Origin of the sequence: Streptomyces sp. NPDC006463 (genome assembly GCF_042870715.1) — a bacterium.
GTDB lineage: Bacteria > Actinomycetota > Actinomycetes > Streptomycetales > Streptomycetaceae > Streptomyces.
In genome coordinates, this window is the sequence record NZ_JBIAHP010000018.1 from 91,314 (window position 1) to 117,023 (window position 25,710).

The following is a 25,710-nucleotide window of genomic DNA, read 5'->3' on the forward strand; positions in this document are numbered from 1 at the left end:
CCGCTTTGCCGTGCACTCGACAGCGACGGAAATCCTGTGATCACCACATCGGGCCTCACGAAGGTCTACCAGTCCCGTGGCCGCGAGGTCACCGCCCTGGACGGCGTGGACCTCCACGTCCGCGAGGGCGAGGTCTACGGAGTCATCGGCCAGAGCGGCGCCGGCAAGTCCTCCCTGATCCGCTGCGTGAACCTGCTGGAGCGCCCCACCACCGGCACCGTGAGCGTCGACGGAGTCGACCTCACCGCTCTGGCGGGCCGCGGCCGCCGCGCCGGCAAGGACCTCCGCGAGGCCCGCAGCCGCATCGGCATGGTCTTCCAGCACTTCAACCTGCTGTCCTCGCGCACCGTCCAGGGCAACATCGAGCTGCCCCTGGAGATCCTCGGCGTCTCCGGCCGCGAGCGCTCCCGCAAGGCCCTGGAACTCCTCGACCTGGTCGGCCTCGCCGACAAGGCCAAGGCCTACCCCACCCAGCTCTCCGGCGGTCAGAAGCAGCGCGTCGGCATCGCCCGCGCCCTGGCCGGCGACCCCAAGGTGCTGCTCTCCGACGAGGCCACCAGCGCGCTGGACCCCGAGACCACCCGCTCCATCCTCCAGCTGCTGCGCGACCTCAACCAGCAGCTCGGCCTCACCGTTCTGCTCATCACGCACGAGATGGACGTGGTCAAGTCCGTCTGCGACTCGGCCGCCCTGATGAAGCGGGGCCGGATCGTCGAATCGGGCACCGTCGCCCAACTGCTCGCCACCCCGGGCTCCGAGCTCGCCGGTGAACTCTTCCCCGTCACCGGCGCCGCCACCGGCCCCGACCGCACCGTCGTCGACGTCACCTTCCACGGTGATGCCGCCGCCCAGCCGGTCATCTCGCAGCTCTCGCGCACGTACAACATCGACATCTCGATCCTCGGCGCCGCGATGGACACCGTCGCCGGCCGCCAGATCGGCCGCATGCGCATCGAACTGCCAGGCCGCTACGAGGACAACGTCGTACCCGTGGGCTTCCTGCGCGAGCAGGGCCTCCAGGTCGACGTCGTCGACGGGACCGACGGGACCGACGAGGCCGCCGAGGCCGACGAGATCGACAACGAACTGGCCGCACTGGTCAAGGATGGTGCGAAGTGACCTGGTCCGAAATGCAGCCCCTGCTCACCCAGGGCACCTACGACACCCTCTACATGGTGCTGTGGTCGACCCTGGTGACCGTCCTGGGCGGACTGCCGATCGGCATCCTGCTGGTCCTCACCGACAAGGGCGGCCTCCTCCAGAACCGGCCGCTCAACAAGGTCCTGGGCGTGATCGTGAACATAGGCCGCTCGCTGCCGTTCATCATCCTGCTGATCTTCCTGATCCCGGTCACCACCGCGGTCGTGGGCACCTTCATCGGCCCCACCGCCATGATCGTCCCGCTCGCCATCGGCGCCATCCCCTTCTTCGCCCGGCTCGTCGAGACCGCCGTCCGCGAGGTGGACCACGGCCTGATCGAGGCCGTCGAGTCCATGGGCGGCGGCATCCCCACCCTCGTCGGCAAGGTGCTCCTCCCGCAGGCCCTGCCGTCCCTCGTCGCCGGAGTCACCACCACCGTCATCACCCTGGTCGGCTACTCCGCCATGGCCGGCGCGGTCGGCGGCGAAGGCCTCGGATCCAAGGCCATCACCTACGGTTTCCAGCGCTTCGAGACCGGCTTCATGGTCGCCACCGTCGTCGTCCTGGTCGCCATCGTCACGGTGATCCAGCTCCTCGGCGACGGCGCGGTCCGGCTCCTGGCCCGCCGCGGCCGGACGGCCTGAACAGCCCTCGGGCCCGCAAGACCTCCCCCCTCAAGAAAGCCCGCACTTGTCGTGCTTGGGCCACCACCCTGTAAATGCAAGAAAGGCACTCTTCGTGCGTAAGAACGTCAAGCTCACCGCCCTCGCCACCACCGCCACCGCGCTCGCCCTCGGCCTCACCGCCTGCGGCAGCTCCTCGGACCCGTCATCCACCAAGGCCGACGGCGGCAAGGCCGACGAGAGCAAGCCCCTGGTCATAGCGGCCTCCCCGAGCCCGCACGCCGACATCCTGAACTTCGTCAAGGACAAGCTCGCCGCCAAGGAAGGCCTCAAGCTGGAGGTCAAGGAGTTCACGGACTACGTCCTGCCGAACACCGCCACCCAGCAGGGCCAGGTCGACGGCAACTACTTCCAGCACAAGCCGTACCTCGACGACTTCAACAAGAAGAACAAGACGACCGTCGTGCCCGTCGTCAACGTGCACCTGGAGCCCCTCGGCCTCTACTCCAAGAAGGCCAAGGCCATCGGCGACATCAAGCCCGGCCAGACCGTCGCCGTCCCCAACGACACCACCAACGAGGGCCGCGCGCTCCAGTTGCTCGCCGCGAACAACCTGATCACCCTCAAGGAGGGTGTCGGCACCGGCGCCAAGCTGTCCGACATCACCGACAAGAAGGGCCTGGAGTTCAAGGAGCTGGAGGCCGCCACGGTCCCGCGCGCCCTGAACGACGTGGACGCCGCCGTCATCAACGGCAACTACGCCCTTGAGGCCAACCTGTCGCCCGCCAAGGACGCGCTGATCCTGGAGAAGGCCGAGGGCAACCCGTACGCCAACTTCCTCGCGGTCAAGGACGGCAACCAGAACGACCCGCGGGTCCAGAAGCTCGCCAAGCTCCTGAACTCCGACGAGGTCAAGAAGTTCATCGAGGAGAAGTACCAGGGCTCGGTCGTCCCGGCCTTCGCCGCCCCGGCCTCCTGAGCCACCGGCCGGATCCGGCCACACCTTCCGGCCACCCCTTCCGGTCAGGCATCTCGGCCCCGCACGCCCCTGTCGGCGCGCGGGGCCGAACGGTGCCCGCCCGCGGGCAACCCGGCCCTGCACATCCCCCGGTCGATGCTGCATGCTGTGGCCTACGACCCGCACAAACGGTCCCGCACCACGGTCTCAGGCATGGAGCTGCGCATGACTACCACCTTCCCGGACGTCACCATCAGCACGGACCGGCTGGTGCTGCGCCCCTTCGAGGAAGAGGACGTCACGGCGCTCACCGAAATGATGAACGACGAGAACGTCACCGCCTGGACGACCGTCCCGCACCCCTACACCCAGGCCGACGCGCACGGCTGGGCCACCCGGCAGTCCCACGCCGAACGCACCGAGGGCCGCGGTCTCGCCCTCGCCGTCACCGAGTTCCTCACCCACCGCCTCGTCGGCGTCATCCACCTCCAGAACACCAACTGGCGCACCCGCTCCACCGAGGTCGGCTACGTCACCGCCCCCTGGGCCCGCGGCGAGGGCTACGCCAGCGAGTCCGTACTCGCCGTCGCCCAATGGCTCTTCCGCGAGCAGGGCTTCGAACGCCTCGAACTGCGCACACCCGCCGACAACACCGCCTCCCAGCAGGTGGCCCAGAAGATCGGCTGCATCAGCGAGGGCGTCCTGCGCAACGCGTGGATAGTGCGCACGCAGACGGCCGACGGCGACTGGACCGACACCCGCACCGACCTCATCGTCTGGAGCCTGGTCCCCGAGGACCTCGACGACGCGGAGGGGTACGGCGACTATGCCGACTACGGCGGCTACCGCGAGGGGTACGACGCCTACACCGCGGACAACGCCTACGGACAGCGGGCCGACGCGACCGGCCACCGCGTCGGCGCCGACTGGAAATGAACCGATGACCAGGTAGTCTCACCGTGCCCGAACCCGACGAAACTGCGCCTGCCCCCACTCCAGGAGACTGACGACGATGGCCGACCGGGTCACGGTGATCGGCTGGGACGGCTCGCCCCTGACCGCGGCCGCCCGGTCAGCGCTCTCCGCCGCCACCCTCGTGGCCGGCGCGGCCCACCACCTCGCCCTTCCCGAGGTCCCGCCCGCGGCCGAACGCATCCGCCTGGGCAGCCTCGGACTCGCCGCCCGCCGCATCGCGGGCCACCGCGGCACCGCCGTCGTCTTCGCCGACGGAGACCCCGGCTTCTTCGGCGTCGTACGCACCCTGCGCGCTCCCGAACACGGCCTGGAGGTCGAGGTCGTCCCGGCCGTCTCCTCCGTCGCCGCCGCCTTCGCCCGGGCCGGCATGCCCTGGGACGACGCCCAGGTCGTCGTCGCCCACCCCCGCACCCTGCGCCGCGCCGTCAACGTCATCCGCGCCCACGGCAAGGTCGCCGTCCTCACCTCGCCCGGCGCCGGCCCCGCCGAACTCGCGCTGCTCCTCGACGGAGTCCACCGCACCTTCGTCATCTGCGAGGAACTCGGTACCGACAAGGAGCAGGTGAGCGTCCTCACCTCCGACCGGGCCGCGGACCACACCTGGCGCGACCCGAACGTCGTCATCGTCATCGGCGGAAGCGGACAGGCCCTGGCCGCCGAACCGGCCTGGCTGCTCGGCCAGAGTCCGGCCCAGGCCCAGGCCGCCGGACGCGGCTGGGCCAGACCCCAGGCCGACACCGGCGAAGGCGAGTCCGCCCAGCTGCGCGCCGCCCAGCTCGCCCGGCTCGGCCCCCGTACCGGCGACCTCGTCTGGGACATCGGCGCCGGCTCCGGCGGCCTCGCCGTGGACGCCGCCGCGCTCGGCGCCGCCGTCATCGCCGTGGACGCCGACCCGGGCGCCTGCGAACGCGTAACTGCCGCCGCCCGCAAGCGGGGCGTGCAGCTCCAGGTCGTCGCCGGGCGGGCACCCCACGTACTGGAGAACCTGCCCGAACCCGACGTCGTACGCGTCGGCGGCGGGGGAGCCCAGGTCGTCGCGGCCGTCGCCGACCGCCGCCCCGAACGGATCGTCAGCCACGCCTCCACGCGCGACGAGGCGGAGGCCATCGGCCGCACGCTCACCGAACACGGTTACGAGGTGGAGTGCGCGCTGCTCCAGTCCGTCGGCCTGGACACCCGCACCTGGGCCGAACAGGAGCGTTCCGTCGTCTTCCTCCTGGCAGCCGAACGCCCCGTGACCCGCTGAGGTGAGAGCCGGGGTAGGCTGGCCGATCGTCGTACTGCCCAGGACGATTCGGGCATCACGGCACGGGATGACGCGCGACGTGGCGCAGTCCACAGTGGACCGTGGCGGTAATGGCCGCCGCGGTGGCTAACGGGCGCGACAATGCTTAGTGGTTGTCGCGCAGGTGCACGTGAGGCGCTGGTGCCGCACGGCAACCCCGCACGGAAACTCCGCGCGGCGGCCTTGTGGGCGACCGGGCGATCGAAGAGGCAACACCGATGGGCGAGGGGTACGCATGACTGACACCGGCCAGGTCCCGGGCGAGGGTCACCCGGACAACGCGGGCATGGTGGATCAGCAGGGCATCCCCGCTCCGGTCCAGCTCCCGCCGCCGCTTCCCCCGGGCTACGCCTTCCAGGACCTCGTGGACGACCCGGCCGAGCCCGAGGACGAGGAACTGCTGCTGATGCCGAGCGGCCAGGGTGCGTGGAGCGACCCGCAGGTCGTCCCGCAGGCCCCCTCCTTCCCCGTCGAGAACCCGCAGGCCGAGCCCCAGCCGTACGCCGACGCGCCCTACGGCGCCGAGCCCTCGTACCCCGAGGCGCCGGTGGCGTACGCGGAGCCCGCCGCGTACCCCGAGTACCCCTCCTACGGCGCCGACGCCCACGAGACGGGCGGCCGTGACTCCGGCGCGCTCGACCTCGGCGGACTCGTCGTGCCGCCGCCCGCGGCCCCCGCCCCCGCCGTCGCCCAGGCCGCTCCGGTCCGACGCCCGCTGCACATGGGCCCGCCGATGCCCGAGGCCAACGGCGGAGTCGTACGGTCCCTCGCGGACCGCGGTCCGGCCGCGACGCCCGCTCCGGCCGCTCCGGTCCACCAAGCGGGGCCGCCGACCACGGGCCTCGAATACCTGGACGTCCCGCGCACGGAGGCCGTCGCCGCCCCCGCGCCGCAGCTCGGCGAGATCCCCCCGCAGGCCGGCGCGCCGTGGACGCCGGAGCCCGCGCCGGCGCCGGCGTTCGCCCCCGAGCCGGTGGCGGAGCCCGTCCTGGCAGCTGCGGCTCCCGAGGCCGCGCCCGAGCCCGCGCCCGTGCCCGCCCCGGAGCCGGTCGCCGAGGCTGCGCCGCAGCCGCAGCCGCAGCCGGTGGCCGTCGAGGCCGCCCCGGAGCCCGTACCGGCCCCCGTGGCGGTCGAGGCCGTCGCTCCGGAGCCCCAGTCCCAGCCGCAGCCTGAGCCGCAGCCCCAGCCTGAGCCGCAGCCCGAGGCTGTGCCCGCCCCCGCCGAAACGGTGGCCCAGGCGCCGGAGCCCGAGCCCGTCGTGGTGCCCGAGCCGCAGCCCGTACCCGAGCAGGCCGTTCCCGAGCAGCCGGTACAGGAGCAGGCCGCTCCCGCAGCGGTCGAGCCGGTCGTCGAGGCCGAGCCCGTACCGGCCGGACCCGTTCCCGCCGAGCCCGAGCCGGTCGCCGCCGAGCCCGTTCAGGCGGTGCAGGCGCAGGTGCAGGAGCTGCAGCCGGAGCAGGAGCAGCAGCCGGCGCCGGAGCCCGTACCGGCCGAGCCCGTACCGGCCGAGCCCGAGCCGGTCGCCGCCGAGGCGGAGCCGCAGCCCGAGCCCGTCGCCGTCCCGGCCGAGCCCGCCGCGGGCGAGGCCGCTCCCGCCTACGACGACGCCGAGCGCGAGGCCGTCCTGCGCGTCATGCGCGAGCGCCGTGACATCCGCAAGGGCTTCCGCACCGACCCGATCCCGCACGAGGTGCTCCTGCGCGTCCTGGAGGCGGCCCACACCGCGCCCAGCGTCGGCCACTCCCAGCCCTGGGACTTCGTCGTCATCCGCTCCGCCGAGACCCGCCAGACGATGCACGAGCTCGCCCAGCGCCAGCGCGAGGCCTACGCGAACTCCCTGCCCAAGGCCCGGGCGAAGCAGTTCAAGGAACTCAAGATCGAGGCCATCCTCGACACCCCGGTGAACATCGTCGTCACCGCCGACCCCACCCGCGGCGGCCGCCACACCCTCGGCAGGCACACCCAGCCGCAGATGGCCCCGTACTCCTCGGCCCTCGCCGTCGAGAACCTCTGGCTCGCCGCGCGCGCCGAAGGCCTCGGCGTCGGCTGGGTCAGCTTCTTCGACGAGCGCGAGATGGTCCGCGAACTCGGCCTGCCGGAGCACCTGGAGGTCGTCGCGTACCTGTGCGTCGGCTACGTCGACGAGTTCCCCGAGGAGCCCGAGCTCCTGCAGGCCGGCTGGTCGAAGCGCCGGCCGCTCTCGTGGGTCGTCCACGAGGAGACGTACGGGCGCCGCGCGCTGCCCGGCGAGGAGCCGCACGACCTGCTCTCGGAGACGGTCGCCAGCATCCGCCCGCTCGACGCGAAGGCGCTCGGCGAGGCGTGGGAGCGGCAGAAGCGCATGACCAAGCCCGCCGGGGCCCTGGGCATGCTCGAAATCATCTCCGCCCAGCTCAGCGGCCTCTCCCGGGTCTGCCCGCCGCCGATCCCGGAGCCCGCCGCCGTCGCGATCTTCGCCGGTGACCACGGCGTGCACGCCCAGGGCGTCACCCCGTGGCCGCAGGAGGTCACCACCCAGATGGTGGCCAACTTCCTGGGCGGCGGAGCGGTCTGCAACGCCTTCGCCAACCAGGTCGGCGCCGAGGTCTGCGTGATCGACGTCGGCGTCGCGGGCGACCTGCCCGCCACCCCCGGTCTGCTGCCCCGCAAGGTCCGCCCGGGCACGGCCGACCTGTCCGTCGGCCCCGCGATGACCCGCGAGGAAGCCGTCGCGGCGATCGAGGTCGGCATCGAGACCGCCCGCGACCTGGTCGCGGCGGGCAACAAGGCCCTGCTCACCGGCGAGATGGGCATCGCGAACACCACGGTGTCCGCCGCGCTGATCTCGGTCTTCACCGGGGTGGACCCGGCGGAGGTCACCGGCCGCGGCACGGGCATCAACGACGAGACCCACGCCCGCAAGGTCGAGGTCGTACGCCGCGCCCTGGAACTCCACCAGCCGGACCCGGCGGACCCGGTCGGCGTCCTCGCGGCCATCGGCGGCCTGGAGCACGCGGCGATCGTCGGCCTCCTCCTCGGCGGCGCCTCCCTGCGTACGCCGGTCATCCTGGACGGCGTCAGCGCCGGCGCTGCCGCCCTGGTGGCCCGCGCCATCGCCCCCGAGTCGCTGTCGGCGTGCATCGCGGGCCACCGCAGCGCGGAGCCGGGCCACGTCGCGGCGCTCAACAAGCTGGGCCTGCGCCCGCTCGTCGACCTGGACCTCCGCCTCGGCGAGGGCACGGGCGCACTCCTGGCCCTCCCCCTGGTCCAGAGCGCGGCCCGCGCGATGCACGAGGTCGCCACGTTCGACTCCGCCGGCGTCACCGAGAAGTAGTCCGCGGGTTGCCGCGGCCGGGGGCCCCGCCCCCGGACCGCGCGCCTGGCGGACGGCCTGTGTCACGTCCCGCCCCGCCCGGGGGAGGCGGCCGGGGGGAGTTCGAGGCGCTGGGTCCGGGGCGGAGCCCCGGAGGCACCGCAGCGGGCCCGCCCCGCGCCACCGCCCGGCCCGCGCCGTATGGTGGACCCGCACCACATAACCGCACGTCAGTACCCCGCCGCTCCAACGCCGCAGCGGCACGCAAACGCACCGCCGCCCTCAGGAGCCGCACCGCCATGGCCGAACACCCCGCCTACCCCGTAGGACTCCGTCTGGCCGGCCGCCGCGTCGTCGTCATCGGCGGCGGACAGGTCGCCCAGCGGCGCCTCCCCGCCCTGATCGCGGCCGGCGCCGACGTCCTGCTCGTCTCGCCCTCGGCCACCCCCTCCGTGGACGCCATGGCCGAGACCGGCGAGATCCGCTGGGAGCGCCGCCGCTACGAGGACGGCGACCTCGCCGACGCCTGGTACGCCCTCATCGCCACCCAGAACCGCGAGGCCAACGAGCGCGCCTCCGCCGAGGCCGAGCGCGAGCGCGTCTGGTGCGTGCGCGCCGACGACGCCTCTGCCGCCACCGCCTGGACCCCGGCCACCGGCCGCATCGAGGGCGTCACCGTCGCCGTGCTGACGGGCAACGACCCCCGCCGCTCCGCCGCCGTCCGCGACGCCGTCGTCGAGGGCCTGCGCGACGGCACCCTCGCCGCCCCCGGCCACCGGCACAAGTCGACCCCCGGCGTCTCCCTCGTCGGCGGCGGCCCCGGCGACCCCGACCTCATCACCGTGCGCGGCCGCCGCCTCCTCGCCGAGGCCGATGTCGTCATCGCCGACCGGCTCGGCCCCCGCGACCTGCTCGACGAGCTCCCCCCGCACGTCGAGGTCATCGACGCTGCGAAGATCCCGTACGGCCGGTACATGGCCCAGGAGGCCATCAACAACGCCCTGATCGAGCACGCCAAGGCCGGCAAGGCCGTGGTCCGGCTCAAGGGCGGGGACCCGTACGTCTTCGGCCGCGGCATGGAGGAGCTCCAGGCCCTCGCCGAGGCCGGCATCTCCTGCACCGTCGTTCCCGGCATCTCCAGCTCCATCTCGGTGCCCGGCGCCGTCGGTATCCCGGTCACCCACCGGGGCGTGGCCCACGAGTTCACCGTGGTCAGTGGCCACGTCGGCCCCGACGACCCGCGTTCGCTCGTGGACTGGGCCTCCCTCGCCAAGCTCACCGGCACCCTGGTGATCCTCATGGGCGTGGACAAGATCGGCCTGATCGCCGAGGCGCTCGTGCGCCACGGCCGCTCCGCCGACACCCCCGTCGCGGTGATCCAGGAAGGCACCACCGCCACCCAGCGCCGGGTGGACGCGACCCTCGCCACGGTCGGCGCGACCGTCCGCGAGCAGGAGGTCCGCCCGCCCGCGGTCATCGTCATCGGCGAGGTCGTCCGCGTCGGCACCCCGACTCTCCCCACCACCAGCGCCTGACAGGCCGTTGGCACCACACCCAGGACAAGGCAGTATCACCCTGTGGCTGATCTCATCACCGTCGAGGACCCCGACGACCCGCGCCTGCGCGACTACACGGGCCTGACCGACGTCGAACTGCGGCGCAGGCGCGAGCCCGCGGAAGGGCTCTTCATCGCCGAGGGCGAGAAGGTCATCAGACGGGCCAAGGACGCCGGGTACGAGATGCGCTCGATGCTGCTCTCGGCCAAGTGGGTCGACGTCATGCGCGACGTGATCGACGAACTCCCCGCCCCGGTCTACGCCGTCAGCCCGGAGCTCGCCGAACGCGTCACCGGCTACCACGTGCACCGCGGCGCCCTCGCCTCCATGCAGCGCAAGCCGCTGCCCACGGCCGAGGACCTGCTCGCCACCACCCGCCGCGTGGTCGTCATGGAAGCGGTCAACGACCACACCAACATCGGGGCCATCTTCCGCAGCGCCGCGGCCCTCGGCATGGACGCGGTGCTGCTGTCGCCCGACTGCGCGGACCCGCTCTACCGCCGTTCGGTGAAGGTCTCCATGGGCGCGGTCTTCTCCGTCCCCTACGCCCGTCTGGACGCCTGGCCCAAGAGCCTGGACTCGGTCCGCGAGGCCGGCTTCAAGCTGCTCGCCCTGACCCCGCACCAGAAGGCCTCGCCGATCGACGTGGCCGCGCCCCAGTCCCTGGAGCGCGTGGCGCTGATGCTCGGCGCCGAAGGGGACGGCCTGTCCACGCAGGCGCTGGTCGCCGCCGACGAATGGGTGCGCATCCCCATGGCGCACGGCGTGGACTCGCTGAACGTGGGCGCCGCGGCCGCGGTCGCCTTCTACGCCGTGGCCCAGGGTCGCGAAGCCCCGTAGCGGATCAGAGTTTCTGGGCGGCGGCGATGCCCAGGGCCACGATCAGCGTCACCACGACGAACACGATCAGCCGCTGCCGCATCAGCTTCGGGTCCGGCCGTGAAGGGCGCCGCCCCGCCCCCGTCGTACGGGGGGCCGGGCGGCCGCCCGTACGCCCCGCGGTCGGCCGGGAGGACGGGCCCGCCGCACCCCGCGGGTTACGGGGGGACGAGGGCCGCGAGTGCGGTCCGCTGTGCGGCTCGCCCTGGGCCCGGGGCGTGGTGCTGCCGCCCGTACGGCGCTCCGTACGCTCCGCGTACTCCTCGGGAAGCCGGCCGGTGGGCTGCTGCTGCTCCGCGCGGGCGCGCTGCGCCGGCGGGCGACCGTCGGACAGGCCCTGTGCCTCGCGCGACGCGATCTCCTTGAGCCGCATCGAGAGCTGGAGCGTGCTGGGCCGCTCCTCGGGATCCTTGGCCAGGCAGGCCCGTACGAGGGGTGCGAGCGCGTCCGGAACCCCGACGAGGTGCGGCTCCTCGTGCACCACGCGGTACAGCATGACCTCGGAACTGCCGTGCCCGAAGGGCGAGTCCGCCGTCGCCGCGTAGGCGAGGGTGGCGCCGAGGGCGAAGACGTCGGTGGCCGGGGTGACGGCGGCGCCGCGCACCTGTTCTGGCGCGAGGAAACCGGGGGAGCCGACGGCCGTCCCCACGTGGGTGAGGGTGCTCGCCCCGGTGGCCCAGGCGATCCCGAAGTCGATGATCCGAGGGCCCTTCGGGGAGAGCAGGATGTTCGAGGGCTTGAGGTCCCGGTGGACGACCCCCGCCTCGTGCACGGCGACCAGCCCTTCGGAGAGCGCGGCGCCGATGGCGGCGATCTGCGCGGCCGTCAGGGGGCCTTCCTCGGCCACCTTGTCATGCAGGGAGGGCCCGGGGACGTACTGGGTGGCGAACCAGGGCCGCTCGGCCTCCAGGTCCGCGGCCACCAGACGGGCGGTGCACCCGCCGCGGATCCGCCGGGCGGCGGACACCTCGCGGGCGAACCGGGAGCGGAACTCCTGGTCCTCGGCCAGATCCGGCCGGATGACCTTGAGCGCGACGCGCTGCCCGCGCCGGTCGGACCCCAGGTAGACCACGCCCATACCGCCGGCCCCGAGCCGTCGGTGCAGCCTGAACGAGCCGACGACACGCGGGTCCTCGCGCCGGAGCCGCATCATCGCCATGTCCACCCCGCTGCCCGGTCGTCCTGTTGACGTGGCACAGCTTACGGACCATCCGGCATGTGCGCTCAGAGGCCGCGCCCTCGCCGGGGGATTCGATCGTCAGTGCTGCACAGCGCACTTGAGGGAGTATCAGGGACTTCGTCCGGCCCGGATGGGGAGCGGACCGGCCGGGTCAAACACCCTTTCGGGTAAGGGGATTGGGGATCCGGCATCCCCTCCGGCCCGGCGGGGGGCGGCTGTCCGCCGGCCGCCCGCGAGTCGATCTCCGCCGCCCCTCGTCGGCGGACACGCATGAACGGGGAGTGACGGAAGTGAGCGAAGTCACTACGCTCCGGTGACCCCCTCCGGGAAGACCCCGATGCCGGGGGACCGGTCTCCACCCAGGGGAGTACGCGGGGGTGAGCCCGTCATCCTCCGGGAGGCCCGGCAATGGGTACGAGGGCATGAGGCCAGGAGCCTTCCGCGTGCCTAGTGTTGAAGACAAGCGGCGGGTGGCGCACTCGTCCCCCGAGGTCACAAGCCCGCCGCTGCCAGACGACAGGGAGAGGACCATGGCGGACATCGCACGGCAGGGACGCAAGGCATTCGCGTTCAACGGCCATGAGTCCGGTACGCGCCACCCGCTGGTGGCCGCAGCCATGGTGCTCCCCCTGGCCGCCCTCCTGCTCTTCCTCTTCGGAGGCTTCGAGCAGGTGGCGGCGCAGGCGTCGTCCGTGGGCGCGATGCTGGGGCGCTGAGCGGCGCCCCGGGTCCGGGAGAGCGGCCCGGGCCGGGACATCCGCCTTTGTCACACCCCGTGGGGACGGGGGCGTGGCGACGGACGGCAGGTGAAGGGTGCTGCCGGTGCGACTGGGGAGTCGTACCGGCAGCACCCTTTTTGCGTGCGGGCCCCCCGTCGTGGAGGCGGTCCGGAAGGCGGTCCGGAGGAACGCAGAAGCCCCGGCCGTCGAGACGGCCGGGGCTTCCGGGCGGTGCGCGATACTGGGATTGAACCAGTGACCTCTTCCGTGTCAGGGAAGCGCTCTCCCGCTGAGCTAATCGCGCGGGCTCCACGGCTCGAAAGCCGCAGGTCAGGCAGGTAATGCTTTGGTACTGCGTGCGCGATACTGGGATTGAACCAGTGACCTCTTCCGTGTCAGGGAAGCGCTCTCCCGCTGAGCTAATCGCGCGGGGATCCTTGCGGATCAGTGGACGATACTGGGATTGAACCAGTGACCTCTTCCGTGTCAGGGAAGCGCTCTCCCGCTGAGCTAATCGTCCTTGGAGGTGGAGACGGGATTTGAACCCGTGTAGACGGCTTTGCAGGCCGTTGCCTCGCCTCTCGGCCACTCCACCATGGAGCTGCAGGGGTCCTCGGGAAGAAAATCCCCCACTTCGAGCGGACGACGAGACTCGAACTCGCGACATCCACCTTGGCAAGGTGGTGCTCTACCAACTGAGCTACGTCCGCAGGTCACCGTGTTCGCTCCGGGGTTTTTCCCCTTCGCTCCCTGGCGACGTGTTGAACTCTAGCGGATTACCGGGCCAGCTCAAAAACGCGTTTCCGCAGCGTGCTGCCGCTCGATCACCACCGGTCACCTGCTGCTCACCCCACCGGCGCCGCCGCGTCACCGGTCATAGACTCGCAGCCGTGCACGACCTGCCTCCTCTGGCCCGCTTCGGCGGCCTTCTCGCGACCGACCTCCGAGATGTCACCAGCGACCCCGCGGCCCTGGACTCCACCGGCTTCTGGGCGGTGGCCGCCGACTTCGAAGGGCGGCTCGTCTGCGCGCGCTTCGGGGACATACGCCCCGACCCCGTCCCCGCGCCCGCACCGGGCGCCTGGCGGGGTCCCGCCGCCGACGAGTGGTCCTCCTCGCTCGACCGGGCCGCGTACGTGGCCGGCGTCCGCCGCATCCGCGAGCACATCGCCGCCGGCGAGGTCTACCAGGCCAATCTCTGCCGGGTGATGTCCGCGCCGCTGCCCCACCCGGCCGATGCCGATGTCGACGCGCTCACCGCGCTCCTCGCGCGCGGCAACCCCGCGCCCTACGCAGGAACGATTCGGCTCCCCGCGCACGGCGTCGAGATCGCCACCGCCTCCCCGGAGCTGTTCCTGCGCCGCACCGGCCGCCGCGTCGACTCCGGCCCCATCAAGGGCACCGGCCGCACCGCCGAAGACCTGCTCCCCAAGGACCACGCCGAGAACGTGATGATCGTGGACCTCGTACGCAACGACCTCGGCCGGGTCTGCGCCACGGGCTCCGTCACCGTCCCCGAGCTGTGCGCCGTCGAGGAGCACCCGGGCCTGGTCCACCTCGTCTCCACCGTGAGCGGCGAACTCGCCGACGGCGTCGGCTGGCCGGAGCTGCTCGCCGCCACCTTCCCGCCCGGCTCCGTCACCGGAGCGCCCAAATCCTCCGCCCTGCGGATCATCGAGACCCTGGAGACCGCTCCCCGCGGCCCCTACTGCGGCGGCATCGGCTGGGTCGACGCCGACCAGGGCACCGGCGAGCTGGCCGTCGGCATCCGCACCTTCTGGATCGACCGGGAAGCCCCCGGCGGCCCCCGCCTGCTGTTCGGCACCGGCGCGGGCATCACCTGGGGCTCCGACCCCGACCGCGAGTGGGCCGAGACCGAACTGAAGGCCGCCCGCCTGCTGCGGGTAGCGTCTGGAACCCACGAGAACGGGACCATGAGAGGGGCCGTACGGTGAAAATCTGGCTCGACGGAGCTCTGCGGGACGTCGACGACGCGAGGGTGTCCGTCTTCGACCACGGGCTGACCGTGGGTGACGGCGTCTTCGAGACCCTCAAGGCGGAGCGCGGCAAGCCCTTCGCGCTCACCCGCCACCTCGACCGGCTGACGCGCTCGGCCCGCGGACTGGGCCTGCCGGACCCCGACCACGACGAGGTGCGCCGGGCCTGCGCGGCCGTACTGGAAGCCAACCCGGTGCCGTTCGGGCGGCTGCGCGTCACCTACACCGGCGGCGTCTCCCCGCTCGGCTCCGACCGCGGCGAGGCCGCGCCCACCCTGATCGCCGCAGTGGTGGAGTCCCCCCGCCGCCCGGACACCACCGCCGTCGTCACGGTGGACTGGGTCCGCAACGAGCGCTCCGCCGTGGCAGGCCTCAAGACCACCTCGTACGCCGAGAACGTCGTCGCACTGGCGACCGCCGCCCGGGCCGGGGCCTCGGAGGCACTCCTCGCCAACACCGTCGGACAGCTCTGCGAGGGCACCGGCTCCAACGTCTTCGTCGTGCTCGACGGCCAACTGCACACCCCGCCCCTGGCCTCGGGCTGCCTTGCCGGCATCACCCGCGCCCTCGTCGTCGAATGGGCCGGGGCCAAGGAGACCGACCTGCCCTTCGAGGTGCTGGAGCAGGCCGAGGAGGTCTTCCTGACCTCCTCGCTGCGCGACGTCCAGGCGGTCACGCGGATCGACGGCCGCGAGCTCGCCGCGGGCCCGGGCCCGGTCACGGCCGAGGCCATGCGGATCTTCGACGCCAAGGCGGGCACGGAACTCGACCCCTAGGCCCCCAGGTCCTTCGGACGGATAAAGGCTGTCGCGGCGGCCTCGGGGCGGGTAGAACTCGACCAATGACCACCACCCTGCGGCCGTCCGGGCCGCTCCAGCAGACCACGACGGGGGCGCGGACGCGTCCGTACGAGATCCGGGTCAACAGCAGGCGCGTCGGCGCCCTGCTGATCGCCTCCGACACCCCCTTCGGGCCGACGGTCGGCGAGATCCGCGACCTGAGCGTCGACGAGGGCGACCGTCGGCGGGGGAGGGCCACGGTGGCCGCGCTCGCCGCCGAGGAAGTGCTGCGCGGCTGGGGCTGCCGCCGGGTCCGCGTAGCCGTCCCGGCCGACTCGGCGGGCGGCCTGCGCATGGCCGAGGCCCTCGGGTACACCGAGTACAGCCGCAACATGGTCAAGGACCTGCCGGCCGAGCCGCCCGCTCTGCCCGAAGGACTGCTCGGCCGCCCGATGACGGACGCCGAGTACGAGGTCTGGAACGCCGGGGCCATCGAGTCCTACGCCGCCGGCTGGACCAGCCGCGGCATGTCCGCGCAGGCCGCGCACGCGAAGTCGGTGGCCGACCACGAGACCCAGCTGCCGCAGGGCCTGGCCACCCCCGGAACCGACTTCATCGTCCTGGAGGCGGCCGGAGTGCCCGTCGGCCATGTGTGGCTCGCACCCGGGGACGAGGGCGCGTACGTCTTCGACGTCGAGGTCGACGCCGAGTACCGGGGCCGGGGGCACGGCCGCCACCTGATGCTGCTCGCCGAGCGCACGGCCCTCGCCGGGGGCCACCGCGTGCTCGGGCTCCACGTCTTCACCGACAACACCCCGGCCCTGCGCCTGTACGAGTCCCTCGGCTACCGCCCCACCAACTTCAACTACGTCAAGGACCTGATCTAGGCCGGATCAGGCCCGGTCGGAGGCCAGCAGGCGGTCCGCGATCTCCTCGATCCGGGCGCGCAGGCCGTCCTGGCTCTTGCCGCCGTCCAGGCGTTCGCCGCCGATCACGTACGTCGGGGTGCCGGTCACGCCGATCGCCTCGCCCTCCGCCTGGTCGGCGTCGACGATCAGGATGTGCCGCCCGTCGATCAGGGCGGTGTCGAACTCCTCGACGTCGAGACCCAGTTCACGCGCCACGTCCAGCAGCACCGGCTCGCCGCGCTCGCCCAGCTCCGCGGTGCGCGCCAGCACGGCCTCCGCGTACGGCCAGCCCTGCCCCTGCTCCACGGCCTCCTCGGCGGCCTGCGCCCCGGCGAAGGCGTGCTTGTGCTTCTCCAGGGGGAAGTGGCGCAGCCGGATGTCCAGCCGGTCGCCGTAGCGGGCCCGCAGGGCGCGTACGTCGTCCAGCGCGCTGTGGCAGTCCGGGCACTGCAGTTCGCACCAGACTTCGAGGATCACGGAATCGGTCATACGGACAGTCTCCCAGGCCCGCACGCGCCCACCCACCGGTACCCGGGGAGGAGGCGCGACCCGGAGATGTCCCGGAGATCCGTGCGGCAGCGGCCGTGGACCTGGCTCGTACGGTGCCCCCGGGGCAGGATGGATAGGGACAGACCGCCCACACCTGGAGGACCGCATGCTCGCCGAGACCATTTGTGCCGCGGTGTCCGCGGCGGGCCTGGGCATCGCCGCGCTGACCGCCTACCGCAGGCGCTTCCTGGCCGCGACGCGGATCGCCGCGTACGCGCTGGTGCCCGTCGCCCTCGTGATGACGGGCCTCGTGGAGTGGGTGTCCGGAATCGTCTTCAACCCGACCGTCTGGGCCGGCTTCGGCCTGCTCGGGCTCGCCTGGCTGCTCCTCGTCACCACCCGCCGCGTCGAGCGCCGCAGGCTCGGGACGTCCGAGAAGCCGGCCAAGGCCGCCAAGGGGAGTCCGGGCCGGGAGGCCGTCGCCCCGGCCGCTTCCGCGCCGTCCCTGGGCGCCGGCAGCCGCCCCCAGCCCACCGCTCGCCAGAATCCGTCGGCCGCCGCCCCCGCGGACGACTTCTCGGACATCGAGGCCATCCTCAAGAAGCACGGGATCTGACCGGCCGGGGCCGGGGGCGCCCAGGTCCACGAGATCGGGCGAAGTGCCGGGCGGATCTTGGCGTGTTGAGGGACGGATGGGGGCGCGCTGCGCCATCATCGGCCCGACATGCTCGAGACATCGCAGAGTGAGCCCTCGGTGCCCGCGCCGGTACCCGCCCCTGTCGCCGAGGAGCCGCGAGGCTGCCTCTTCGCCCTTTCCCAGCCGCCCCTGATGATCTTCCTAGCCGTGATCGGCGTCCTGCTGCTGCTCGCCGCCGTCCACGATCTGTTCCTGCTCTGACCGTCCCTGCTCCGAGGGGCTCGCGTCGGCTTCCTTGCGCCGGGCCCGGTACGCCGCCACGTGCAGCCGGTTCCCGCAGGTCCGGCTGTCGCAGTAGCGCCGCGAGCGGTTCCGCGACAGGTCCACGAAGGCGCGCCGGCAGTCCGGGGCCTCGCAGCGCCGCAGCCGTTCCTGCTCGCCGGAGACCACGATGAAGGCCAGCGCCATGCCGCCGTCGGCTGCCAGGTGGTCGCCCACCGAGGCGCCCGGCGCGAAATAGTGCACGTGCCAGTCGTAGCCGTCGTGGTCGGTCAGCTGCGGGGTGGTGCCGGCCGTCGCGACCAGTTCGTTGATCAGCGCGGATGCCGCACGCGAGTTCGGTGCGGCGAAGACCTGGGCGAACTTGCCGCGCACCGTACGGACCCCGGCCAGGTCGCGGGCGCCCAGCTCGCCGACGTCGCTGATCGAGTACTCCTGTACGAAGTCGCGCAGCGCGCTGATGTCCGAGAGTCCGTCGGGCTGGTCCGCCTCGGCCGCGGTGTTCACCAGCGCGACGACGACGTCGAGCGCGCGACGGGTGTCGTGGGGGATCTGCACGGGGTCTCCCTCAAGGGCCGGGCCTGCGGCGACGGGCTGCTGCCGCCGCTGGGGGCCGACTCTGGCGGGTTGCTGCGGAAGGGGGTCTCCACGCACACCGGCGCCGTCCGCACGGGTGGCTCCCGCGTGAACAGCGCCGGCACTGCCGTATGTGGTTGTCCGACGCACACCGTCGCCCCGAGTCGGACGGTGTCGATCGGCTGTAGGCCTGGCTCAGCTTTCGGCCAGGATGTGGGAGAGCTCCTTGTCGAGATCGAAGTGCCGGTGCTCGGTCCCGGGTGGGACCGCTGCGTCCGTCCGCTTGAGGAACGACTCGAGTGCTCGGGCGGGTGCTTCGAGCAGCGCTTCTCCCTCCGGTGAGCTCAGGGCGATGCAGACGACGCCCTGACCGTGGCTGCGGGAGGGCCAGACGCGGACGTCGCCGGTACCGGTGGGCCGGTGGAGGCCCTCCGCGAGGAGGTCGCGGGCGAATACCCATTCGACCGTTTCCTCGGCGCCGGTGTGGAAGGTGGCGTGCACGGCGTAGGGGTCGGCCGTGTCATACCGCAGGCCCGCGGGAACAGGCAGTGAGGACTCGCTCGACACAACGAGGCGCAGGTGCAGCTCGCAGCTGACCGTGGTGTTCATAAGCGCCAGGGCCTTTCGCTCAGTGTGCGCTCGGGGATTCGCACGTCGGCGAAATCGACATGCCACCTACGGTGCCGTTGTAAACCCCTCTGACCGTTTTGCGGACCTCTGGGTCCCTCGTACGGCGGATCCAAAGCACCATTCACGTGTGCTTCCGGCTCCGGTAGATTCGTCCCCATGAATACGGGGAGTGACCGCGAGACCGATCAGTCCGCAGCCGACGCGAGCGCAGCCGACACAGCGGCCTCCGACGCGTCCGGCAAGGAAGCCGCGCCGGAGGCGCCGCACGTGTCGAAGGCGCCCGCCTTCATCAAGGCCAACCGGAGCCTGCACCTGAGCTGGCAGGTCGGCGTCTTCGTCGTCGGCCTCGCCGTCATCGCGGCGGGCGTCGCCATGCTCGTCCTGCCCGGACCGGGCTGGGTGGCGATCTTCGCGGGCCTGGCGATCTGGGCCACCGAGTTCGCCTGGGCCCACCTCGTGCTGCGCTGGACCAAGCGCAAGGTCACCGAAGCGGCACAGAAAGCGCTCGACCCGAAGGTCCGCCGCCGCAACATCATCCTGACGAGCGTGGGCCTCGTGATCGCGGGTGCGCTGATCGGCTTCTACCTGTGGAAGTACGGGCTCGTGCTGCCCTGGAACCTCAAGGACCAGTGACCGACCGGTGCTGGTCATGGAGCACCGCTGACATGCGGTAATGTTTGCGGTGCGTCCGGGCGATTAGCTCAGTGGGAGAGCACTTCGTTCACACCGAAGGGGTCACTGGTTCGAACCCAGTATCGCCCACCCGGACCAGAGGCCCGGAGACTTTCACAGTCTCCGGGCCTCTGGCGTTTCCCGGCTTCCGGGACGTCCGGGCGGCTCATCCGAGCCGGCTGATGGCGTCCCGGAGCCTCCGGGCGTCCCGCAGCCGCTTCTCGTACGTGGCCCCCACCGCCAGCAGCAGCAGGCCCGCCAGGGCCGGCGGCACCCAGCGCGGGAGCGCCCCCGCGACCTGCACCACGTACGGGGCCAGCTCGTGCAGCGCCACCGCCGCGAGTACGGCGCCGCCCAGCAGGAGCGGGGCCTGGAGCCTGTGGTGGGCGCCCACCAGGGTCACCGCCAGCGCGGCCAGGCCCAGCAGCAGCGGCCGCAGCCAGTGCGCATCACCGGCCGGGGAGGCCCCCAGGGCGGCCAGCAGGCTCGGCAGCAGGGTCGCGGCCAGCCCCGGGCCGTACGCCGTCCAGGAGGACGCCCGCGGGTCCCTATGGCGCCGCAGGAGGCCCACCACGAGGGCGGGAGCCGTGACCGGCAGCGTGTACGCCTCCGGAACCGTGACCCCGGAGTCGGCCAGCCGGACCCAGGTCGCCGCCACGAACAGCGCCCCCGCCGCCCAGCCGGCCGCAGCGCGCCGGTCCGCCCGTACCGCGGCCCCCGCGCAGATCACCCCGGCCAGTGCCAGGACCAGCGCCAGCGTCCCGGCCCGGCCGGCCGACAGGGCCACCGCCGCAGCACCGGCGACGGCCGCCGCGATCTCCGACGGCACCCGCACGGAGCCCAGCCGCGGCCCGAGCGCGGCCACCACCGCGGGCACCGCGAGCACCGGGAGCGACCACCAGGCCACGGCCAGGTCCGCCACCGCGGCCGCCGCCACCAGCACCCCCGTGGCGTACGCGACCGCGCACACCGCCGCCCCCGAGCGGACCGGGCGCGGAGCGGGCGTGTACGCCGCCCCCGCCACGCAGCCCGCGCCCAGCAGCCCCCACACCGCGAAGGTCGCCGCCCGGCCGTCCAGCGCGCCCACGGACACGTTCACGCCGCCGGCCAGCGCGCACGCGGCGGCCGCGATCCCGGCTCCGCGCGTCCGTGAGCGCAGGGCGAGGACGCCCGCGGCGCCCGTCACCGCCGTCTGCGCGGCGAACACCGCCGCCACCGGGAGGCCCAGCAGCTCAGGGGCCGTGAACAGGCCGGCCCAGGCCGCGGCCACCGCCGCCACCGCCGGCTCCGGCCGGGACAGCGTCCGGGACAGCCACCAGGCCGCCCCCGCCGTGATCAGCAGCGTCGCCGTGACCGCCGCCCCCGGTCCGTACGGATCCCGGGCCGGGCTCGTCACCGCCCACACCTCGTCCAGCACCCGGATCCGGGTCAGCAGCGTCGGCGCCACCGCCGACCAGCCCGCCAGCGCGGCCAGACCGGCCACCGCCGCACCGGCCCAGGCCAGCCCGCGCCGCACCGCCGCCGGGAGCCCGTGCACCCGTACCGCCGCCAGCAGCGGAAGCGCCACCAGCAGGTGCGCCACCACCGCCCACGCCGGATCCAGCGACGGCCTCGCCACACCGCCCAGCGCCACCACCACGGCGAGCCCGCCCGCGAGCGCGGCGGCCAGGGCGCGCGGCTCCCGCCACGCCGCAGCCGTACCCAGGGCCGCGCCCGCCAGCAGCAGCCCCGCCGGGGCCAGGGCGTCGGCCGCGGTGGCCGCCGACCAGGAGTCCGCCGCTGCGATGAGCAGCGCCGCCGTCGCCAGCAGCGCCCCCGGGAGGGCCGCCGCCCGGGCCCGCAGTGCCAGGGCCGCGTCCAGCGCGGCCGTCGCCAGCAGCGCCCAGCCGATCTCCAGCGGTCCCCCCTGCGCGGCCAGCGCGGCCAGCGGCAGCGGGAACTGCGCCGCCAGCACCGCTGCGGGCAGCGCGATCCGCAGCTTCGGCAGGGCCAGGCCGTAACCGGCCCACACCGCCGCCAGCACCGCGGCGGCCCCGGCGGTGTACGAGGCGCCGTCCGTGCCCGGCATGCCGACCGCGTACAGCGCGTACGCGTCCAGCACGGTCAGCAGCAGCCCCACCGCCGCCACCGACTCCGCCGTCGAGCCCAGACCGCGGCGCAGCAGCGGCACGGGAGCGGCCAGGGCCGCCGCGGTCACCGCGGCCAGCACCGCCGAACGCCCGGCGATCCCGAGCGACCCCCAGCTCAGCAGCGTGAAGGCCAGCGCCGCCACGGCCAGCAGCACCGCGCCCAGGGCGAGCAGCACGTTCTGTGCGCCGGGGGCCGAGGCCTCCGTGGCGGGCGCGGGCCCGCGCCCGGGAGCCGCCCAGACGGCAGGACCCGTCGCGGGCTGGTGCAGCAGGCGCAGCAGCCAGTCCCGGCGGCCCAGCAAGTGCAGCCGCCGCGCGTCCAGTTGAGCCAGCTCGCGGTCGATGAGCGCCAGCTCTTCGGCCGGTGGCAGGGGCGTGTTCATAGTCCGGAGTGTGGCGGCGGTCACGCGGTCAGGACATGGGTGTGCGTACTCAGATGTGTGCTGAGTACGTGCGAAGCAGGCATGCCCGCACCCCCGGCGGGCCAGACTGGATCCATGGACCGCAGTCGCTGGGACCGATGGAGCCGCTACCGCTTCCGCAGTGTGTGGGACCTCGACGCCCCGCCCGCACGCGTCTACGCCGTGCTGGAGGAGCCGGGGGAGTACCCGTACTGGTGGCCCCAGATCCGCCGGGTCGAACCCGTCGACGACCGCACCGGCGCCGCGACCGTCCGCTCGGTCCTGCCGTACGCGCTGCACGTCACCGCCTCCGAGCTCGTGCGCGACCCCGCCCGCGGGGTCCTGGAGGTGTCGCTGGCCGGTGACCTCGACGGCTGGGCGCGGTGGACCGTACGGCCGCGCCGCGGGGCCGGCGGCGCGCGGACCCGCGCGCTGTACGAGCAGGAGGTCGAGGTGCGGCTGCCGCTGATGCGGCGCCTCGCGCTGCCCGGGCGGCCGGTGTTCCGGCTCAACCACGCCCTCATGATGCGGGCCGGCCGGCGCGGTCTCGCAGCCCGGTTGGCCGCCCCGGGGGAAGCGGTTTGAACCAGCCCCAAGGCTTCTGTATTGTTCAGTCCGTTCCCGGGCGATTAGCTCAGCGGGAGAGCACTTCGTTCACACCGAAGGGGTCACTGGTTCGATCCCAGTATCGCCCACCGGGACAGGCCGGTCCGTCTCAGACGGACCGGCCTTCCGCATGCAAGGGCCCTGAATTCACGCCGCCGTCGACAGGTCCGGCCGCAGCGGCCAGTGCGGATCCACCGCCTCGGGCGTTCCCTGGCGCGCGAACCACGCCTGCAGCCCCCGCGCCTGTGCCGCGTGCCACACCTGCTGCAGCGTGTGCAGTTCGGCCGGGGTCAGCCGCTCCAGCCGGGCCGCGAACCTGCGCCCCACCGCCCGTACGAGCTCCAGCGACGCGTGCGCGTCCGCCGCCGCGTCGTGCGCGCCCTCCAGCTCTATCCCGTAGTGCGCGCACAGGTCCGTCAGGGTCCGGCGGCCCTTGCGGTACCGGTCCAGATGCTTGTCCAGCACCCGCGGATCCAGCACCGTCAGCGGCCGGTTGTCCAGATACCGCGCCAGCGACGACGCCCGGTGCCGGCGCAACTCCCGGTCCAGCAGCGTCAGATCGAACGGCGCGTTCATCACCACCACCGGCCGGCCGGCCAGCTGCTGCTCTCCGAGCGCCCGGGCTATCTCCTCCACCACCGGCGCCGGCCAGCGCCCGTGGCGCTGGAGGTGCTCGTCGGTGAGGCCGTGCACTTCCGTGGCACCCGGGGGCACCGGGATGCCGGGATTGACCAGCCAGCGCGTGGTGCGGACGCGCCCGCCCGCACACTCCTGCACGATGAGCGCGGCGGACACGATCCGGTCCTGCTCGACGTCCACTCCGGTGGTCTCCGTGTCGAATGCGGCCAGCGGGCCCTCGTACCAGCGTGTCATGGCGAACTCCTCGTCCCCGGTCGGCAGATGGGGCGCACTTGGGCACCGCTGCCTCAAGAACCCGCCACCTTCGCCCGCATCGGTGATACCCGTGCTGTTTGCCGCGTACGCCGTTTGCTGCGACCCGGGTGCGGCAACAACACTCTTGGGGGGCCGTACACATGACCGGTCGTCACCCCACACACCACCCACGGCAGAGCCCGGAAGGCATGGGGAGCCGGCCATGGCGCTCGCGCAGCCCGAACCGGGCGGGGTGCTGGCGGGGCAGATCGATCCGCGCACCGGTACGCCGGGCGACGCGCGGACCGGACCGCTGCGCGGCACACTCGCCACCACCGCCTGTATGGAGACCCTTCAGGTGGGATACCTGCACGCCGTCGCCGCCGCGGCCGGCTGCTCGCTCTCCCAGCCCTTTCCGGACAACGGCATCGACTGGCACGTCAGCCACGGAGCCCCCGAGCACGTCGTCGACGACGAGGTCACCATCAAGGTGCAGTTGAAGGCGACCTACCAGGTACCGCCGCGGCCGGCCGGGCCCACCTTCGCCTTCACCCTCGACAACGAGCACCTGGTGAAGCTGGCCCGCACCCCGGTCGCAGTTCACAAGATCCTCGTGGTGATGCTCGTCCCGCGCGAGCGCGACCAGTGGCTCGCCGCCGGGCACGACCGGCTCGACCTGCGGCACTGCTGCTACTGGACCAACCTCGCCGGACACCCCGTGACCGGCCGGCGCCGGACGACCGTACGGATCCCGACCACGCGGATCTTCGACGACCGGGCGCTGTGCGAGATCATGACCCGGGTCGGGTCGGGAGGGACACCCTGATGAACTGGCACTCGTCGCACCTCGAACCGCTGTCGTCCCCGGAGTTCGCCCCGGGCGAGCCCGACCCCGCTCACGTGGACCCGGCGGTGCTCGGCGCGCTGCTGCACCGCCACGGCTGGCTGCGGCGCGGCGGGGCCGTCGGCCGGTACGGGCGCTGGACCCCGCCCGGCCGCTCGGGCACCAGCCTGCTCGTCCCGGAGAGCCGCACCTTCCCCGACTGCGCGGACCTGTTGGAAGAGGCGCTCACCGCCCTCGCGCACGGCGGACTGCCCTCGGCCGGCGAGGTGCTCCTCGGGCTGAGCGTGCCCAGCGACGAGATCCGCTGGGAGCGGGAGATCCCGGAGGGGCCCTACGGGTACCAGGGCGAGGCCTCCTGGCCCGTGCAGGAACAGCTGCGCTCGGCCGCCCGCCGGCTCCTGCTCGCCGGGGCCCTCGCCGACCGGGCCCGGGCCGGGTACTACGGGGCCCGGCACCAGGCGCAGGCCGAACGCGCCCTGGACGGGGTGCTGGTGGGGCCCTCTCCGGGCGGGCGCCGACTGACCGCGTACGTCCCCGTGGACGGCGGCCGTGGGCCCGTGACCCGGCTGCACCACGCCCTGCACGCGGCCCGCGAGGCGGTGGACTACCAGCGGGCCACCGGCGGCATGGAGGCCTTCGACGCGGCGGTGGCCGCCGGGGTCAGCCGGGAACTCGCCGAGGCGCTCATCGCCCTGGTCCGGGGCTCGGAGGGGGCCCGGATCGCACTGGCCTGGGCGCCGGCGGCCGGGGTCCCGGCCGGGTGCGCGGCCCGTCCCGAGCCGGTGGAGTTCTCCCCGGGCGACCTGCCAGTGCTGCGGGAGGCCGCCGCCCGCTACACCCGCGCGGAGCCCGCCGTACCGGTCAGGCTCGCCGGGGCCGTGGTGCGGATGCGGCGCAAGGCCGCCGGGGGAGGGGGGACCGTACGGCTGCGGGTGCTGGCGGGGGCGGAGGTCCCGTACGTCCGGGCGGCCCTCGACGAGGAGGCGTACCGCATCGCGGGCCACGCCCACCTGGTGGGCCTGCCGATCCGGGTCACGGGCCGACTGCAACGGCGCGGGGGCTTCCGGCGGCTGTCCGACGTGGCGGACGTGACGCCGGTACCGATGGACGAGGTCGAGCGGGACCGGCTCATGAAGTCCCTGGACGCGGCCTTCGACCCCGAGGACGTGCTGCCGTCCGACGACTAGGCCCGGTCGGCCCGAGCCCGTGCCCGGTCCCGGCGGCCCCGCGAGACCCACCGGGCGCGGCCCACCAGGTAACCGTTTAGCGGCGCGGCCACTCCG

The 25,710-nt window shown here is 73.4% G+C and carries 23 protein-coding genes and 7 tRNA genes; 19 read left to right on the forward strand and 11 right to left on the reverse strand.

Features of this window, described 5'->3' with window-relative positions; all coding sequences use genetic code 11:
- Positions 1–36: 36 nt before the first annotated feature.
- From ACFYOB_RS28780 to ACFYOB_RS28815, 8 genes are all read left to right on the forward strand, one after another.
- On the forward strand, positions 37–1,119 hold the full coding sequence (locus ACFYOB_RS28780; RefSeq protein WP_388564335.1) for a methionine ABC transporter ATP-binding protein: 1,083 nt from the start codon (positions 37–39) through the stop codon (positions 1,117–1,119).
- Positions 1,116–1,784 (forward strand): methionine ABC transporter permease, encoded by a 669-nt coding sequence (locus ACFYOB_RS28785; protein WP_388564338.1) that lies wholly within the window; start codon positions 1,116–1,118, stop codon positions 1,782–1,784. Before ACFYOB_RS28780 ends, ACFYOB_RS28785 begins: the two co-directional genes overlap by 4 nt.
- Before the next feature lie 94 nt (positions 1,785–1,878).
- Entirely contained in the window at positions 1,879–2,742 is an 864-nt protein-coding gene (locus ACFYOB_RS28790; protein WP_388564341.1) for a MetQ/NlpA family ABC transporter substrate-binding protein, read from the forward strand.
- 204 nt (positions 2,743–2,946) lie between these two features.
- On the forward strand, positions 2,947–3,657 hold the full coding sequence (locus tag ACFYOB_RS28795) for a GNAT family N-acetyltransferase (RefSeq protein WP_388564344.1): 711 nt from the start codon (positions 2,947–2,949) through the stop codon (positions 3,655–3,657).
- A gap of 76 nt (positions 3,658–3,733) precedes the next feature.
- Positions 3,734–4,942, forward strand: coding sequence for a precorrin-6y C5,15-methyltransferase (decarboxylating) subunit CbiE (gene cbiE / locus ACFYOB_RS28800; RefSeq protein WP_388564347.1), 1,209 nt, complete (start codon positions 3,734–3,736; stop codon positions 4,940–4,942).
- A gap of 274 nt (positions 4,943–5,216) precedes the next feature.
- Positions 5,217–8,294: a nicotinate-nucleotide--dimethylbenzimidazole phosphoribosyltransferase gene (gene cobT, locus ACFYOB_RS28805; protein WP_388564349.1), complete on the forward strand. Its 3,078-nt coding sequence runs from the start codon at positions 5,217–5,219 to the stop codon at positions 8,292–8,294.
- Between the two features lie 278 nt (positions 8,295–8,572).
- A complete protein-coding gene (gene cobA / locus ACFYOB_RS28810; RefSeq protein WP_388564352.1) occupies positions 8,573–9,808 on the forward strand; it encodes a uroporphyrinogen-III C-methyltransferase in 1,236 nt (411 codons plus the stop codon).
- Between the two features lie 42 nt (positions 9,809–9,850).
- Positions 9,851–10,669, forward strand: a complete 819-nt coding sequence (locus tag ACFYOB_RS28815; RefSeq protein WP_388564355.1) for a TrmH family RNA methyltransferase — start codon at positions 9,851–9,853, stop codon at positions 10,667–10,669.
- Positions 10,670–10,673: 4 nt separating this feature from the next.
- On the opposite strand, the gene ACFYOB_RS28820 is transcribed toward ACFYOB_RS28815, so the two are convergent.
- Positions 10,674–11,867 carry a serine/threonine-protein kinase gene (locus ACFYOB_RS28820; protein ID WP_388564358.1) on the reverse strand — a complete coding sequence of 398 codons (1,194 nt, stop codon included), beginning with the start codon at positions 11,865–11,867 and terminating at the stop codon, positions 10,674–10,676.
- 527 nt (positions 11,868–12,394) lie between these two features.
- On the opposite strand from ACFYOB_RS28820, the gene ACFYOB_RS28825 reads away from it, so the two are divergent.
- On the forward strand, positions 12,395–12,604 hold the full coding sequence (locus ACFYOB_RS28825) for a hypothetical protein (RefSeq protein ID WP_388564509.1): 210 nt from the start codon (positions 12,395–12,397) through the stop codon (positions 12,602–12,604).
- Between the two features lie 235 nt (positions 12,605–12,839).
- Here the strand turns inward: ACFYOB_RS28825 and ACFYOB_RS28830 are convergent.
- The 5 genes from ACFYOB_RS28830 to ACFYOB_RS28850 form a co-directional block, all read right to left on the reverse strand.
- A tRNA-Val gene (locus ACFYOB_RS28830) sits at positions 12,840–12,911 on the reverse strand.
- 53 nt (positions 12,912–12,964) lie between these two features.
- Positions 12,965–13,036: transfer RNA gene (locus tag ACFYOB_RS28835), tRNA-Val, on the reverse strand.
- A 19-nt stretch (positions 13,037–13,055) separates the two neighbouring features.
- Positions 13,056–13,127: transfer RNA gene (locus tag ACFYOB_RS28840), tRNA-Val, on the reverse strand.
- A 1-nt stretch (position 13,128) separates the two neighbouring features.
- A tRNA-Cys gene (locus tag ACFYOB_RS28845) sits at positions 13,129–13,202 on the reverse strand.
- A gap of 42 nt (positions 13,203–13,244) precedes the next feature.
- A tRNA-Gly gene (locus tag ACFYOB_RS28850) sits at positions 13,245–13,317 on the reverse strand.
- A 180-nt stretch (positions 13,318–13,497) separates the two neighbouring features.
- On the opposite strand from ACFYOB_RS28850, the gene ACFYOB_RS28855 reads away from it, so the two are divergent.
- The 3 genes from ACFYOB_RS28855 (at position 13,498) to ACFYOB_RS28865 (ending at position 16,270) form a co-directional block, all read left to right on the forward strand.
- The gene (locus tag ACFYOB_RS28855; protein ID WP_388564361.1) at positions 13,498–14,562 is read left to right on the forward strand and encodes a chorismate-binding protein; all 1,065 of its coding nucleotides are present in this window, start codon (positions 13,498–13,500) and stop codon (positions 14,560–14,562) included.
- Complete coding sequence (locus ACFYOB_RS28860) at positions 14,559–15,380, forward strand: aminotransferase class IV (RefSeq protein WP_388564364.1); 822 nt, start codon at positions 14,559–14,561, stop codon at positions 15,378–15,380. The genes ACFYOB_RS28855 and ACFYOB_RS28860 overlap by 4 nt, the downstream gene beginning before the upstream one ends.
- A 65-nt stretch (positions 15,381–15,445) precedes the next feature.
- Complete coding sequence (locus ACFYOB_RS28865; RefSeq protein WP_388564366.1) at positions 15,446–16,270, forward strand: GNAT family N-acetyltransferase; 825 nt, start codon at positions 15,446–15,448, stop codon at positions 16,268–16,270.
- A 6-nt stretch (positions 16,271–16,276) separates the two neighbouring features.
- Here the strand turns inward: ACFYOB_RS28865 and ACFYOB_RS28870 are convergent, their stop codons facing one another.
- Positions 16,277–16,780 (reverse strand): DsbA family protein, encoded by a 504-nt coding sequence (locus ACFYOB_RS28870; RefSeq protein ID WP_388564369.1) that lies wholly within the window; start codon positions 16,778–16,780, stop codon positions 16,277–16,279.
- Between the two features lie 166 nt (positions 16,781–16,946).
- On the opposite strand from ACFYOB_RS28870, the gene ACFYOB_RS28875 reads away from it, so the two are divergent.
- On the forward strand, positions 16,947–17,396 hold the full coding sequence (locus ACFYOB_RS28875) for a hypothetical protein (protein WP_388564372.1): 450 nt from the start codon (positions 16,947–16,949) through the stop codon (positions 17,394–17,396).
- 222 nt (positions 17,397–17,618) lie between these two features.
- On the opposite strand, the gene ACFYOB_RS28880 is transcribed toward ACFYOB_RS28875, so the two are convergent.
- Together ACFYOB_RS28880 and ACFYOB_RS28885 are read right to left on the reverse strand one after the other, a co-directional pair.
- Positions 17,619–18,254, reverse strand: coding sequence for a CGNR zinc finger domain-containing protein (locus ACFYOB_RS28880; RefSeq protein WP_388564375.1), 636 nt, complete (start codon positions 18,252–18,254; stop codon positions 17,619–17,621).
- Between the two features lie 213 nt (positions 18,255–18,467).
- Complete coding sequence (locus ACFYOB_RS28885; protein ID WP_030011909.1) at positions 18,468–18,881, reverse strand: SsgA family sporulation/cell division regulator; 414 nt, start codon at positions 18,879–18,881, stop codon at positions 18,468–18,470.
- A 177-nt stretch (positions 18,882–19,058) separates the two neighbouring features.
- Between ACFYOB_RS28885 and ACFYOB_RS28890 the strand changes: the two genes are divergently transcribed.
- A complete protein-coding gene (locus ACFYOB_RS28890) occupies positions 19,059–19,535 on the forward strand; it encodes a TIGR02611 family protein (protein ID WP_388564377.1) in 477 nt (158 codons plus the stop codon).
- Positions 19,536–19,592: 57 nt separating this feature from the next.
- Positions 19,593–19,664 (forward strand) — tRNA-Val (locus ACFYOB_RS28895).
- Between the two features lie 76 nt (positions 19,665–19,740).
- Here the strand turns inward: ACFYOB_RS28895 and ACFYOB_RS28900 are convergent.
- Positions 19,741–22,086: an SCO7613 C-terminal domain-containing membrane protein gene (locus ACFYOB_RS28900; protein ID WP_388564379.1), complete on the reverse strand. Its 2,346-nt coding sequence runs from the start codon at positions 22,084–22,086 to the stop codon at positions 19,741–19,743.
- Between the two features lie 114 nt (positions 22,087–22,200).
- Between ACFYOB_RS28900 and ACFYOB_RS28905 the strand changes: the two genes are divergently transcribed.
- Both ACFYOB_RS28905 and ACFYOB_RS28910 read left to right on the forward strand, forming a co-directional pair.
- The gene (locus ACFYOB_RS28905; protein WP_388564382.1) at positions 22,201–22,689 is read left to right on the forward strand and encodes an SRPBCC family protein; all 489 of its coding nucleotides are present in this window, start codon (positions 22,201–22,203) and stop codon (positions 22,687–22,689) included.
- 38 nt (positions 22,690–22,727) lie between these two features.
- Positions 22,728–22,799: transfer RNA gene (locus tag ACFYOB_RS28910), tRNA-Val, on the forward strand.
- A gap of 58 nt (positions 22,800–22,857) precedes the next feature.
- Here ACFYOB_RS28910 and ACFYOB_RS28915 read toward each other — a convergent pair.
- On the reverse strand, positions 22,858–23,583 hold the full coding sequence (locus tag ACFYOB_RS28915; protein WP_388564385.1) for a 3'-5' exonuclease: 726 nt from the start codon (positions 23,581–23,583) through the stop codon (positions 22,858–22,860).
- A 223-nt stretch (positions 23,584–23,806) separates the two neighbouring features.
- Between ACFYOB_RS28915 and ACFYOB_RS28920 the strand changes: the two genes are divergently transcribed.
- Together ACFYOB_RS28920 and ACFYOB_RS28925 are read left to right on the forward strand one after the other, a co-directional pair.
- On the forward strand, positions 23,807–24,409 hold the full coding sequence (locus ACFYOB_RS28920) for a DUF4365 domain-containing protein (RefSeq protein WP_388564388.1): 603 nt from the start codon (positions 23,807–23,809) through the stop codon (positions 24,407–24,409).
- Positions 24,409–25,614, forward strand: a complete 1,206-nt coding sequence (locus tag ACFYOB_RS28925) for a hypothetical protein (protein ID WP_388564391.1) — start codon at positions 24,409–24,411, stop codon at positions 25,612–25,614. Before ACFYOB_RS28920 ends, ACFYOB_RS28925 begins: the two co-directional genes overlap by 1 nt.
- The last annotated feature ends 96 nt before the right edge of the window (positions 25,615–25,710 follow it).